Here is a 14,368-nt window from a genome sequence, read left to right on the forward strand (position 1 = left end):
TTACTTTTAATAAAAATATTAAGAAAGTAACTAAGTGTAATGCTTAAGAGGGACCAAGGCTTAAGTTATGAGAAATGAGGTGGAATATCAGTTAAAAGAGCTGATATTAGATGATGACTTCAATAGTTTGCAGAATTTAGTAAATGAAGAAGTCAATCTTATGGAAATTTTAAGAGTTTCACACAGAGAATTACAGCATTCAAATTTTTTAGCATGGCTGTTTGATCCTGCAGAAACTCATAAATTAGGAGATTTTGTATTAAAAGATTTTATAAAATTATATTTTAAAGAAAATGAATTTCAAAATTTAGGTAATAAGTCAGGTTTATCTGTTTTTGATTTTGTTCACTTAGATTTTGATGACCTCGTAATTCATAGGGAAATGCAAAATATAGATTTATTGTTTTTATCTAAAAAGAATGAATTTTGTATGATGATTGAAAATAAAATATACTCTGGAGAAGGAAAAGGTCAGCTTAGAAAATATAGAAATATTATTGAAACAAGTTATCCTGATTATAAACATAAGATTTATATTTATTTGTCTTTGGAAGATCAAAATATTAATGATCAGGATTCAAAACATTATGTTCAGTTAAATTATGGTCATATTAGTAAGCTGATTGAACAAAAAATCCTAAAACAATCAGCTAATTTGGCTGAAAAAACCAAATTTGTTCTTGAGCAATATTTACAGACGTTAAAATCTATGTTGAATGAAAATAAAGAAATTGAAGATATCGCAAAAAAACTCTATAAGAGATATAAGTCTGCTTTCGATTTAGTTTTTAAATATAGTACGCCAAATGATACAAGTGAAATTGGTAATATTTTACGTGAACTTATCGAGCAAGAGAAGTTATTGTTACCTTATAACAGTAATAAAACTTATGTCCGCTTTCAACCAATATTTTTGCATAAAAATATTGAGAAATTAAAGGATAAAGGTCTGTTTCCAAAGGATGGAAATTTAGAAAATAATACTATTTATTTGTATGAGTTCAATATAAGAAATCATGTTGTTAATTTTGATTTAAAAATTGGAGCAGGTGAACAAGAAGTTCGTGAAAGGCTTTTTGAAATATACCGCAAACACAAAAGTTTTTTTAATCGTGTTGACAAGAATTTACAGCCTAAATGGCATCAGTCATTTCAGAAATTAATTTTGTCTGAAAATGATATTGGTGATTTTATAGAAAGTGGGGATACAGAAAAATTAAGAAAAATTCTGACTGAAAAGTTTCGTGAACTTATAGAGCAGGATTTACCAAAGTATATTCAAATACTAGAGTCTGAACTCCTTTAAAATAATGGAATAAGCCCACTATAATGAGTGAGCTTATTCCTTTTTATTTAACGCGCCCGACGTCCACGGCTTTTGGTATTAGGACGTGTGGTACCATTGGTCTTACGACGTGGCTTTTCACTTTCTTCCATTTGCCAAATACGTGGCGTACCTGATTTTTTCTTAGGCGTACCATCTTTATTTTTCTTTTGATGGGTTGGCTTGCCACCCGTACCACCTGGTTTTTTCACATATGAACGTGAGCGATACGGTTCAGCGGCAGGCACATCTTTAAAATCAGGATATAACAACGGTTCAATTTCTTTGGTTTCACCAGGCTGTAAACCCAACTGCACCAAATCAATTGAACCAATTTTGGTGCGGATTAAACGCAAAGTTGGAAAACCAACCGCAGCCGTCATACGACGCACTTGGCGGTTGCGACCTTCACAAATTGAAATTTCAATCCACGAAGTAGGTACTGAAGCACGGAAACGTACAGGAGGATCACGCTCCCACAACCATTCAGGCTCATCAACTTTATACGCTTGCGCAGGCAAAGTTATTCCATCTTTCAGTTCTACGCCTTTACGCAATTGTGCTAAGGCATCTTCAGTGACATCACCATCGACTTGAACCAAATAGGTTTTGTATTTTTTATTGGCTGGATTGGTAATAAACTGATTCAAGCCGCCATGATCAGTCAAGAACACCAAGCCTTCCGAATCCATATCTAAACGACCAGCTAAACGTAAGTCAGGGTCGTCTACAAAAGCCGACATGGTGAGATGTTTTTCATCTTCACGGAATTGAGAGAGAACGTCATATGGTTTATTTAAGATGACGATTTTCATAAGAAATGCTTCTTTAAATTCAATAAATTGGGAAAATTGAGAGTATTTAAAAGGAAAAACGGGCGATTTCCAATTAAATCGCAAATACAGTGCGTTTGAGATGGCTCTATTATGCGATAAGAATGGGGGAAAGTATTGCTTATTGATAAATATTTTTTTGGTGTGCTTGCCAAAATGAGCAGCAGTATCACAACGATTAAAAACTAGAAAGCTAAGCGCTATAAAAGCCCAATGTTGGGCTAAAGAAGACAGCTTTTACAAACTTGGCATCACAGCCAATAACATACTTCCCTGATACTACTGCTCGCTTTATGCCGAATTAGTCCAAAATCAACCCGCTTGGCAGATTGAAAGTACAGAAATTGGCTAGGCACTTATAGTGAAAAGAACTTAAGATGAAATAAGTGTATATATTTTTAGGATCATGAGTTCATTAATGAAAATTTACCAAGTCGATGCTTTTAGCCATGAATTATTTAAAGGCAATCCTGCTGCCGTACTTGTTAGTAAAACATGGTTAGCCGATGATTTAATGCAAAATATCGCATTGGAAAATAATCTGTCTGAAACCGCTTTTGTCAAAATGATAGATGCGGAAAACTTTGAAATTCGCTGGTTTACACCCACAACAGAAGTCGATTTTTGTGGACATGCGACACTTGCCAGCGGCTTTGTTTTATTTAAGGATTATACCGAGACAAAGACAATTCAATTTCATGTGAAAAAATTGGGGATTTTTACAGTTCAACAACAGCAAGACGGCAAAATTTGCATGAATTTCCCAATTCGTGCTGCCCAACAAGTTGAAGATTATCCCGATATTTTACGCCAAGCTTTGACTAAACCATTTAAAAACGTCTATATCAATGCGCAAGCCTATATTGTGGAATATGAATCGGTACAAGATGTGTTAGATGAACAGCCTAACCTTGAATTATTAAAACAATTGGGACAGTTGCGCACAGCCATTACGGCACAGTCGAGTGATGATGTTGCGATTACTGCTTCTAAAAATGCACAGTATGACTGTGTGTCGCGTTATTTCGCACCCGCTATGGGCATTGCAGAAGACCCTGTTACAGGCTCAATTCATACTGCAATTGCACCACTTTGGGCAGAAAAATTGCAGCAAACTGAACTTGTGGCTTATCAGGCTTCAGCCCGAGGTGGCATACTGTATTGCAAGATGTTGCCTAATGGTCGTATCGAAATTTCAGGTTATGCACAGCTATATTTGCAGGGCGAAATCATGATTTAAACTATGTCCTGCATTAGATTTCTTTCATCCTTTAAAAATGATCAAATGCATAGTCAAATTTACGATTGATCATTGCTTTATTTTTGTCATATTAAGTTTTCATCTTTCTTTATTGGAAAAAAGCTGAGATGAGAGTAGTTTGCAAGTTTTGCTTGGTTTAAATCATATATTTTGCAAATTTTTACGGTTGATTTAATCGCAGCTTGGTATGCTGTTAAGCTCAAGTTGAAAATTGCCATTTTCGATGGCAAATCAAAAATAGAATGAAATCAATCGGGAAAAAGAAGTTGCTACGTTTTAAAACCCTCACTTTATCTTTATGTGTACTGGCATTCAATGGCGTGGTTTTCGCCCAGCCAGTTTTAGTAAAATCTCAGCAAGAAATACAAGAATATCAACTTGATAATGGCTTAAAAGTCATTTTGGCACCCAATCAAAAAGAAAATAAAGTCTTTATGAATATGGTGTATTTAACGGGCTCATTGAATGATCCCCAAGGCAAAGGTGGTTTGGCACATTTGTTGGAACATTTGGCATTTAAAGGTACAGAAAATGTACCTGCCGAGGAATTTCAGCGCCGTTTAGATCAATATAGTTTAATGCACAATGCCAGCACCGACTATTATTCGACTAAATACACCAACATCATTCGTCCTGAAACTCGCGCCGTCAATGAGATGATTTATCTTGAAGCGGAACGCATGGATAAATTGGTCATGCAGGAAAAATATGTGCCTGCCGAAATTGCGATTGTAAAGCGTGAACGCGAAGTGCGTATGGATCAACCGTTTTCAGTCTTGTTAGATCAGGTGTGGAAATCGGCCTATGGCAATCAGTATTTCGGACGCTTACCTATTGGCGATTTAAATGAACTGCAATCCATTAAAATGCAGGAGTTAAATCAATTTTATCGCACATGGTACGCGCCGAATAATGCCATTTTAGTGATGACAGGCAAGTTTGATCAGGCAGCGGTGTTAAAACAAATTGATCAACATTTTAGTCCAATTGCAGCACGACAAATTCCCAAACAAGTACAAGTGCCACGATTAGACAGCAACAAAATTCAGCAACGAAATTTCGTGGTACAAAAGGGCAGTCAACTGGCCAAATTTAATCTGTATTTAAATGGCAATGACGAAAAGATCAAAACCGCTTTGGTGCTCTCACCTTATTTACATACGTTGCAACCGAGTGGGCATTTATATCAAGCACTGGTAGAAACAGGTAAAAGTACGATGGTGCAGTCCAGCACTTGGTTAGATCAAGATTTTAATTTGGTGCTGATGGGGGCGTTGTATGCGCCCAATCACGACGCTAAGCAAGTACAAACTGGCTTGAACCAAAGCATCGAACAGGCAAAGAATTTTAATGATGCCGAGTTACAACGCGTCAAAAACTTGATTCAAAATCAGGCAGACAGTGTAATGAATGATGCGGTGGCTTTGGGTGGTCGCTTGAGTGATTATGCTGTGGCTTATCAGGGTGATTGGACACAATATTGGCGTGATTTAAACAATATTCAACAGTTAAATGCAGATGAACTAAATCAGCGTTTAAAACAGTTCTTCACTGCACAGCATCGGGTCATTGGCGATATTCAGCCCACACCTGAAGATCAAAAACAGGCACTCACAGCAAAAAATAATCTAAATGTAGCAAAAACTTTAGATCAGCAAGATGCACCTGTTGCACCTTTGAAAGATGTGCAAAGTTATCAGCAAGAAGTGACAGACTATGTGCAAAAATCTAAACAAGCTTTGATTCAAAATGAAAAAAAGATTCAGCGTGGCAGCTTAAAAAATGGTGCCAAGTATGCATTATTTCCAACTGCAACTCGTGATGATAAAACCTATGCCACTATTTCGGTAAATTTTGGTACGGCACAATCTTTATTTAAGCAGGGCGAAATTTTAGATTTAACCGCATATTTGTTGCTGCGTGCATCTCAAGAGCATAGCTTGCAAGACATTGCCGATCAGTCAATTGCTGCAGGCGGTTCAGCGTTTGCCCAAGCCGATGCTAATGCGATTCATATTCAAATTGTGGCAAAAAAAGAAAAGTTTAATGCATTTTTTAATTTTGTTTTAGATGTCATGCAAAACCCAAGTTTTGAGCAAAGTCAGTTTGATTTAATTCGTTCTCAAAGTTTATCCAGTTTAGAGCGACCTTATACCGAGCCTGAAACTGTGGCAGCTTTGACTATGGCGCGTTTAATTGAAATTTACCCGCAGGGCGATTTACGTTATCACTTCGAGCCTGAATTTGCGAAGCAACAACTACAAGCTGCAACCCAAGCGCAGGTGCAGCAGTTATATCGTCAATTTTTTGCTATGAATCATGCGCATATTGCCATTACAGGTGAGTTTGATCCGAAACAAATCAAAAAAACTTTAGTTCAGCGTTTAGGACAATCGCGTAATACGGAAGTGTATCAACGCTTAGATTCAGCCTATACGGCATATCCTGCGAAAAAGTTGCATGTATTAGCAGAACAGCGCGAATTTGGTAGTTATCAAAGTTTATTGACCTTGCCTTTGGGCGTAAATCATCCTGACACACCTGCCATGATGGTGCTGAGTTATATTTTGGGCGAATCGCAGTTGTCTTCACGTTTGGCGCAAGAATTACGTGAAAAAAATGCATTGGTTTATGGTTTTAGTAGTGGTTTGAGTTTAAGTGAATTTGAACCATCGGGTGCGCTCAGTATTTCTGCGCAATACAGTGCAGGCAAGTCGGCTCAAGTGTCACAGGCAGTGCATAAAGTGTTGCAGGATTTGCGCCGTGATGGTGTTAGTTTGCAAGAAGTGGAAGCTGCAAAAGCCGATATTTTGAAAAAGCGTGTGACTGCATTGGAAGATGAACGCAGTATCCACCGTATGTTGGTGCCACAATTAGAACAAGGTCGTGATTTACGCTATCGTGAACGACGTGATCAAGCATTAGCAAAACTCACTAAAGCCGATGTAGATGCTGTGATTCAGAAATATTTACGTTTGGAGCATCTGCTTGAAGTAGCAGCAGATCAATATGGTCAAGCCAATGTTGAGGTGCTGCCGTTAAAGCCGCAGTCTAAATAAAGATTCAATTTAATTTTGAGTAGATAGAAAAACGCATCTATTTTGATTCGTTTTTGTTGTATGTAAGCTTTGTCTACATGCTCAATTGGCTAAAGCTTTATAAACGATAAAACTGTTTGGCATTATGATGAAACACTTGCTGCAAAGCATTTGGATGATAAGCCGCAACAATATCACTGGTTGCATCAATTAAATTGACCAAAGACGTGCTCACCCGATCCATTGGGAAATTTGAGGCAAACATCAACCGATATATTCCAAAGCTTTGTAAGGCATGCTGAATCAGTGGTGCAGTTAAATCTATAATTTCCTGTTTTGAGGCTTCACGTTTTTGCAAGTGAAATTGATGACCTAAAACAGGCATAAATAACCCTGAAATTTTACTGTAAACATTTGGGCAGTGTGCCAACTCGGCAATATCTTCTTGCCAACGAAATAGAATATTTTCTCGTGCTGTTTTGGTCACGCCTGTATGTGTGCCAACTTGCCCGAACAGTCCTGCTGGTGTGCCCAAATGGTCAAGCACAATAGAAGTTTCTGGAAATTGTTTGGCCAATGCCAAGACATCACCCAATTGGGTCGAATACGTCCATGCATCAAAACTTAAATTATATTGCGCCAAAGCTTCAAAACCTTTTAGAAACTTTTTGTTCCGATATAAGTGTGGTTCGTCTGCCCAAGCAAAAATCCCGTGATCTTCATGCACGGCTGCCATTTTACGAATTCCACGAAAATGTGGAGAGGCTTTGTGATGTAATTTGAGAATTTTCTTAAAATGAGAATCGCGCGGGTCTGCAGTGGCGACAATCGCGCCCAAAGCCAAACCATTATTTTTAAAATCCAGACTTTCTATAAATTCGGTTTCACCAACTACACCTTTGCCTTTATGGTCGTGCCAATTGGCTTCAATATGCACGACTTTTTCAGCCGTATAAAAACCTAAGTCACGGGCATAATGCTCAGGTAAATAGCGCGATGTGACGTGCTCGGTGCGTCCTAAAGTTTCAATGAGTGTTTTTGGTTTTATCAGGCGAATGGTTTTATCCAGCAAATTGGGATGCTTGCCCAAAAGCTTAACAGCAAGCCGTGCGCTGTGCGGCGTGTTGTACGGATCCCACTGATGAAGATGTGCATCAATGAGTGCAAATCCTAGATTCTGCATAATCATCCTGTTTTTATGACGCTAGTCTTTCACTATTCAAAGCCATCATGTTGCAAAAGGGAAGGGTTATTTATCGAAATCTACAAGTTTGAAAATTAGCCGCAATAAAAAAGCCCCGTAGGGCTTTGTTTATATGCAAAATTAATGATCGTGCGAGTGGTCGTGATCATGTTTATGGGTATGAAATTCTTCGTTGTGGCGGAAGCGCAAATAGTTTTCAAACTGTTCGCAATATTCGTCATAGTTATCTTCAAGCATCATTTGAAATTGTTGCAAGATATATGACATAACTTGGTCTTTGGCATCGCGCATTTCATTGCCATCTTTAAAATTATTGGCTGCCACCCAAGTATTAAAACGCGCAGTAGCAAATAACATGGCAGCACTCACCTGACCACGAATTTCGGCAGGTTTTACTGTCGAGCCTTTTTCAAAATGACAGAAGCCATTGGCCTGTTTAATAAATTCATCGGCACGTTCAAAAAAAGCCGCATTTAATGCTTCTTCTTCGGTTACATCGGTTGCTTCAATCTTTTGAACCATGAATTTTTCCTAAGCTAAAAATCTGAATGTTTCATTATAGGCAAAGCCTTGCAGAAACAAAACCTTTGCCTTAAGCTAAAAATAGCCTAAGCAAAATTGGAGTGGTTGATGCAAGATGCGATTGCGGTACAAAGTTTAAAAAGCGACATTGCTTTATTACGTCAAAATATTTGGCCACCCGTGCAACTTGCCCATGTTGAAGGCTTGCCGATTTATTATGGAACACGCGCAGAAGTAGCAGAATACTATAAACAATGGACAGGGTTGATTGAACGTGCACAGGATTTATTTCAGCCTTTTATGCAAGATGCAGTCATTGATGCGGTGCATTTACCCAGTCATTTGAACTTGCCCTTATTTTATTTTCATGTCGATCGGATTCGAGTGAATAAAACCCGCGCCAAAGAATCGAAAACTTTTCGGGGGATTGCCAGCCTGATCGAAAAATGTGGGCAATTTGAACCGCAGGAAATTCAGCTCATGCAGCGTTGGTTAGACAGTGATGACAATGCAGCACTGGTGGCACATCGTGAGTTTATTGATTTGCGTACTTATGTGTTTCAGCATGGGCAAAGTGACTACACGCGCACCCGTTTTTATGTGAATGGTATTGTATTAAGTGTCGAACCATATTTTGAACTGGTCGATGCCCGAGATAAGCCACGTAAGCAGCGTAGTGACAGTTATCAAGACCCTTTGGCAGATAACCAAACATGGAAAGTATTTGGTAAATATCGTTAATCTTTTAGAAAGTTTGGAATTTGCAGATTAAATACTAATCTAAGATATAAAAAATAAGCTCAACATGAAATGAATCCCTGTTGAGCTTAAATGTGATCATTGATTGATGATCAAACTTCAACTACGACCAAAAAGGCTGACTTTCAGCAAACTGCTGTAAATCCTGTTCAATCTGTATGGAAATATGACGTTCTTCCGACGCAATCCAACCCAATACAAACCATGTTTTCGGTTCAGTTTGAGCATGGCTTTCATATAGACCTTGTGCCACCATTAAATCATTAAAATGCCCTAAAGTTTCCTGTAATGGTTTTAGGGTTTTTAAATACGTTTTGACGTCATCTTCTGCAAATAAACTACTCACAAACTCCACGGTATAGCGTAAACGTTTTACACGCTTACGCGTGCGGTGTTTAGATTCCACATCCAAGGTTTGGAAATGACCTGTATCATCACAAATTTGTTGATGCATTTTCTGCAAGCGTTTACGTAATACTTTTTTGAATGGTTTTGATTCTGCATCTGCAATCGCAGCCGAATGTGCAAAACTCATAAGTTGTAACAGTAATAAGGTTGTGGTCGGTGAGCGGAAAATTGCATCAATCGCAATGTTTTCAGATGCTGCAGGTGGTAGTTCGGTAATAGGTGAGCCTGCATTTTCAAGTTGCGGAATCAGACTTTCGCGCAAAGCATCTTGATCGCGGGTCGAACCTAACTGCTGAAAAAGTGTCGCCAATTGACTTTCCCAATTGTTATTTGCCAACGCATCATATTCAGCAAAAATTTTTAAGGCACTGCGTAAACGTCGAATGGCAACACGCGCTTGATGCACATGCCCACTGGCATAATCTTGACTGGCAATCGCAGTTGCATTTGGCAGCAAGTGTGCCAAACAATTCTGGGTAATTTGCGCCAACAACTCATGCATATTTTCGGGGTGTTGCAATTGCAAGGTACTTTGCTGCTGTACAGGAATCATGGTTTCATTGTTATACAGCATATTGCCACGCTGCGATTTACTGCGTGTGTCGAGCCATAAATGATATTTTTTAATCCACGGCTGAATATAGGCAATTAAGTCTGCAATTTCACCTTGTTTCAGTTCAAACTCAACTTCGTAAATTTCAACCGAATTTTTGCCTTGGCGGATTTCACCTAAATCAAAAGCAACTTCAATTTGGCTGTTTTTATAATGTGCCAATTGGCTGTAGCGTAAAACATCGGTTTCAAACTGCAGGGTTAAATCTACCTCTGAACCGTCTAAGGCTTTTTTTAAAATCTTTCGTGCTTGTTTATGATTTTCATAACATGCCAAATCACACAATTCAGGCGCATCATGTCCTAATTCATGTTCAAGCTCAAAGCGTTCATAATGTTGTGGACTAGGCGCTTTTAAAGTTTGTTTCCAAATATCGCCCTCTAAACGCTGACGCAGGGCAATGCGTTGCTTGGCTAAGTGCTGTTCAGGACTATCATAATATTTAGCCCATAAGCGTTGTTGTTGAACCAGTTTGTTCTTTTTAAATGCTTTTTCAAATGCCGCACGATAGTTGTGTGGAATTTGAAATTTTAATTCTATTTCACACATCGGGAATGCCCTTGATGAAACAAGATAAGTTCTCTTTACTATAGTGTAAATCTATAAATGAACAAGGGGAGAACTGTGAACAAAAGCTTGAAAAATAAAATAATTTGTATTCAGTTTTTAACACAAAGCAGCCGAATGAATATTCACAAGGCTGCCGTTGTATTGCAGTATTTTTAGCGTGTGCTTTGAGGATGTTAAGGATACTTATTTTAAGAATTTACGGCTCACCATAAATTGTTCTGTCGCTTCCAATAAACGCTGTGCATACACTTCCTGTTTTGCAGTGAGCCAACCTAAAACAAACCAGTCGCTCGCTTCCAATTCAGTTTGTTGAATGTATGCTGCAGAAGATGCCAACACTTGATATTCCTGTGCTGCAAGCTGTGCATCATTCAAAGCTTTACTATATTTCTGCAAATTTTTGACATCATAAATATGCGTCAAAATGGGGAAGCTAAATTTTAGTTCCTGAATACGCAAAGCCAGTTGATCTAAACTTTCAAAATCGTGAATATCACTGTGCTGTAATTGTTCATGCAACTGCTTATATTGCTGTTGCAACGTGTTTTGTGCGGCAGTTTTTAAGTCTAAACCTGAGTGATCGCTCGCGGCTAAACTAAACATCAATAATTCTAAATAGTGATGCACATTTTGCGTTGAACGGACTAAATTGACCAATTTTTCTTGGGCGTACAAGGTATCTTTTTTTAGGTTCTCTGCAGTCGTCGGGTTCTGTAAAAATGCGCCGAGTGTGGCTTGCATGTGTTCCAAATGCTGCAGGTGATCAAAATGTTGTTTAAATGCTGCAATTTGCATTGCCCATTTATCGCCTAAATGCTTCGACCAATCTTTAAATAAGGATAGTGTTAGTTGTAAATGTTGCAAAGCGAACTGCGCCTGATCAATATGACTTTGTTCGGCAACTAGAGCAGAAATTGCGGCAATATTGGGCAATAAATGCTGTAATTGTTGTGCAATTAACAGGCGTAAATTTTGGTCGGCATGGTCTTTTTTACTGAATTGAAATTCTTTGCTCTGAGCCGCAGGGCTGACTTTTTGCTGCACAGAAAGCAAATGTCCAATTTCTGCTTTATTGCGCACATCCAGCCATAAATGAAATTTTTTCACCCATTCAAAACTAAAAGCCAGCAATTGCTGAATTGAACCTTGTTTCAGTTCAAACTCAACTTCATGTACTTCAACTTCAGCATCTGCACAACGAATGTGACCAACATCTAAACTGATTTCAATGTCAGTATCTTCAACGGTCATTAGTCGTGAGGTACGTTGAATATCGGTTTCAAATTGTAGTTGCAACTGATCCCAATTTTGTCCCAAAGCTTGATTTAGCAATTGTTGTGCTTCGGGAATACTTTGATAAATTTGCAGATCAAGTTGTGGTGGAGTATCTGGATTTTCAGTTGGCGCAAGTGGATGGTTATGTTCAAAACTATGAAAATGACTTTGACCTGCCGCTTTTAAAGTTTGTACCCATTGCTCACCTTCTAAACGCAGTCTTAACGCCATGCCATGATGCGCCAAGCTGTGCGTAGATGTATCAAAATAGCGTGCTTTTAATGGAATTTGAGTCGATTTTTTCGGGTCTAAAGTTTTGAGTAGTGCAGTACGACGTGCGACTGGAATTTGAAATTTTAATTCAACTTCGACCATGAAAAATATCCTGAACGTAAAGCATGTTGCGCCAAAGCAGCGGCAAACAAATTGGTATTATAAATTTGTGAAAATTGCAGAACTAAGGTTTTGCAAAAGTGCGTTTGATTGTAACTAAAATATGCCAAGAAGTAAGGCTTGACCTTGGCTTTTTTAGGGTCTGTTGGCATTTCCTAAATGGCTTGCGCTGTAGGCTAAAACTGAGCAGATCAGGCATGAAACGTAGGGTATAGCGAGACTATTGCCAAGTTTCATAACGCAATCTGAGAAAGTTTTAGCCACAGCCTTTCAGGACAAGCATATTTTTTGCTGCTATTGCGTTATGAGTCAGTTATTTAGAACGACTAAATTTCCTGTCTCATGCCTTATATCAGCTGAAAAATATGCGTTGTCGCAAACATAGACGAAGTGTCAACAGACCCTTGAGTTTGGTTTTTTTTTGGCTTAGTTTAAAGTGTCGTTGAGCGTAGCAAAAATAATTCAAACCTATAAACATCAGGATGATGAACATGAACGCAGCATTAAACCCCGAATTTGAGCCGACACCAGATCCCAAGTTTGAATTGCCAATTCAGGATTATTCAACATTTTATCGCTTTTATTTAACTGAACACCGCAACATTATGAGCCGTCGTTTGCACGTTGTTGGCAGTAGTATCGGTTTATATTGTGTGAGTAAAGCCATACGCCATAAAAAAGCCAAATATGTACTCTATGGTTTGCTGGCAGGCTATGCTTGTGCATGGGTCGGGCACTTTGTTTTTGAAAAAAATAAACCTGCCAGTTTTAAACAGCCTGTGTATAGTTTTATTTCAGACTGGCGGATGTTTGCCGATGTTTTGCGTGGTCATTTAAGTTTGCAAGATCGTGCTAAAGATAAAATTCCAAGTTGAATTGAGCGCTTAGTTATACCGTTTAGGCAAAAACTAGACGATATGTGATTATTTTCATAAAAAATGTACAAATAAAATTAATTTTTTGTTGAAATGATAGAGTGAATATTCTAATAATGTGTCATCAAATTTATTGATAAAAGTTTGTGACTTTCCAAGCCTAGAGTGACCTTTCTCTAGGCTTTTTTTATGTGAAAAATTATATTCAGAATGGTGTTAAATCAGAAATCATTCATCTTTAAGCAAGGATATAGAGCAAGCAGGTTACTGATAGAGCGGCATGAAAAAATATAGACACATGATCATTTGTCGCATCCCCACATGCGCTCTGGCACAAATGATCATGTGTCTAAATGGGCGACCTAAATATGTCGTTATTCGCTGTAGTCACCCGTATGGATTTTAAAATCCATATCTTATTGAACTGGTTGCAGTTCTTGTTTTGCGCAGTTCAATTAAAGCTAAATCTATCTTTTAGCGCTATCACTAGAATTTGGTATTTTTAAGTTTTTGACTCAATAAAACCCAAACAAAATAGAAGCTTATAGAGCCTATATAAAAAAACTTGTTGAGCCTGAGGTTCTGACGCATGCCGCCTGAATGTGTAATAATACAGACCTTGTATTATTTGTGGCTGAGATTATGCGCGGTTTATATTTGATTACCAATGATGATCCTATCGAACTGCTTTTGGCAAAATTAGAAGGGGCGATGGCAACTTATGAAGTCGCGGTGTTGCAATATCGCCGTAAAAATGTGCCTCAAGCTCAGCAGGCATACGAAATTGAATATATGAAATCGATGTGTGATCAATACAAAGTGCCATTTGTGATTAATGATGATCTTGAAACTGCAGTGAAATATGGTGTTGGCGTACATTTGGGTCAAGAAGATGGCTCTATTGTTGAAGCGGTTGCACGTTTACCACAAGATGTATTGATTGGTCGCAGTTGTAATAACTCGATTGAATTGGCAGAGCAAGCCATTGCCGATGGTGCAAACTACGTGGCTTTTGGTGCAGTCTATGCAACTGAAACTAAACCTGAGGCAAGTACACTTACATTAGACACGCTCACACTGGCGAAGCAACAACTCAATGTGCCAATTTGCGCGATTGGTGGTTTAACTGTTGAAAACAGTCAGCCTGTCATTGAAGCAGGTGCCGATTTATGTGCAGTGATTAGTGATATATTAAGACGTCCGATGCATACTGTTGCACAGCGTGTTTATGATTGGTCTGCACTTTTCAAAGCAGACACTTAAAGCAGACAGCTAATTTTTTATTTTATTTTT

At 38.3% G+C, this 14,368-nt stretch carries 11 protein-coding genes; 6 read left to right on the forward strand and 5 right to left on the reverse strand.

Annotation, left to right across the window (positions count from 1 at the left end; genetic code table 11):
- The first annotated feature begins 79 nt into the window (after nt 1–79).
- On the forward strand, nt 80–1,306 hold the full coding sequence (locus FTU39_RS05445; protein ID WP_373686608.1) for a PD-(D/E)XK nuclease family protein: 1,227 nt from the start codon (nt 80–82) through the stop codon (nt 1,304–1,306).
- A 47-nt stretch (nt 1,307–1,353) separates the two neighbouring features.
- On the opposite strand, the gene FTU39_RS05450 is transcribed toward FTU39_RS05445, so the two are convergent.
- Nucleotides 1,354–2,139 carry an rRNA large subunit pseudouridine synthase E gene (locus FTU39_RS05450; protein WP_180051838.1) on the reverse strand — a complete coding sequence of 262 codons (786 nt, stop codon included), beginning with the start codon at nt 2,137–2,139 and terminating at the stop codon, nt 1,354–1,356.
- A 436-nt stretch (nt 2,140–2,575) separates the two neighbouring features.
- Between FTU39_RS05450 and FTU39_RS05455 the strand changes: the two genes are divergently transcribed.
- Nucleotides 2,576–3,397, forward strand: coding sequence for a PhzF family phenazine biosynthesis protein (locus FTU39_RS05455; protein WP_180051839.1), 822 nt, complete (start codon nt 2,576–2,578; stop codon nt 3,395–3,397).
- 263 nt (nt 3,398–3,660) lie between these two features.
- The gene (locus FTU39_RS05460) at nt 3,661–6,477 is read left to right on the forward strand and encodes a pitrilysin family protein (protein WP_180051840.1); all 2,817 of its coding nucleotides are present in this window, start codon (nt 3,661–3,663) and stop codon (nt 6,475–6,477) included.
- A 97-nt stretch (nt 6,478–6,574) separates the two neighbouring features.
- Here the strand turns inward: FTU39_RS05460 and FTU39_RS05465 are convergent, their stop codons facing one another.
- Together FTU39_RS05465 and FTU39_RS05470 are read right to left on the reverse strand one after the other, a co-directional pair.
- Nucleotides 6,575–7,639, reverse strand: a complete 1,065-nt coding sequence (locus FTU39_RS05465) for an amidohydrolase (RefSeq protein WP_180051841.1) — start codon at nt 7,637–7,639, stop codon at nt 6,575–6,577.
- 141 nt (nt 7,640–7,780) lie between these two features.
- Complete coding sequence (locus FTU39_RS05470) at nt 7,781–8,182, reverse strand: DUF3144 domain-containing protein (RefSeq protein WP_004973007.1); 402 nt, start codon at nt 8,180–8,182, stop codon at nt 7,781–7,783.
- A gap of 108 nt (nt 8,183–8,290) precedes the next feature.
- Between FTU39_RS05470 and FTU39_RS05475 the strand changes: the two genes are divergently transcribed.
- A complete protein-coding gene (locus FTU39_RS05475; protein WP_167846097.1) occupies nt 8,291–8,923 on the forward strand; it encodes a hypothetical protein in 633 nt (210 codons plus the stop codon).
- A gap of 121 nt (nt 8,924–9,044) precedes the next feature.
- Here the strand turns inward: FTU39_RS05475 and FTU39_RS05480 are convergent, their stop codons facing one another.
- On the reverse strand, nt 9,045–10,511 hold the full coding sequence (locus FTU39_RS05480; protein ID WP_167846096.1) for a CHAD domain-containing protein: 1,467 nt from the start codon (nt 10,509–10,511) through the stop codon (nt 9,045–9,047).
- 204 nt (nt 10,512–10,715) lie between these two features.
- The gene (locus FTU39_RS05485) at nt 10,716–12,182 is read right to left on the reverse strand and encodes a CYTH domain-containing protein (RefSeq protein WP_180051842.1); all 1,467 of its coding nucleotides are present in this window, start codon (nt 12,180–12,182) and stop codon (nt 10,716–10,718) included.
- Between the two features lie 503 nt (nt 12,183–12,685).
- On the opposite strand from FTU39_RS05485, the gene FTU39_RS05490 reads away from it, so the two are divergent.
- Together FTU39_RS05490 and thiE are read left to right on the forward strand one after the other, a co-directional pair.
- Entirely contained in the window at nt 12,686–13,075 is a 390-nt protein-coding gene (locus FTU39_RS05490; RefSeq protein WP_373682974.1) for an Mpo1-like protein, read from the forward strand.
- Between the two features lie 642 nt (nt 13,076–13,717).
- On the forward strand, nt 13,718–14,338 hold the full coding sequence (gene thiE / locus FTU39_RS05495) for a thiamine phosphate synthase (RefSeq protein ID WP_096900945.1): 621 nt from the start codon (nt 13,718–13,720) through the stop codon (nt 14,336–14,338).
- The last annotated feature ends 30 nt before the right edge of the window (nt 14,339–14,368 follow it).

Origin of the sequence: Acinetobacter sp. YH12099, from assembly GCF_013419195.1 — a bacterium.
In the GTDB taxonomy this organism is placed as follows: Bacteria; Pseudomonadota; Gammaproteobacteria; order Pseudomonadales; family Moraxellaceae; genus Acinetobacter; species Acinetobacter towneri.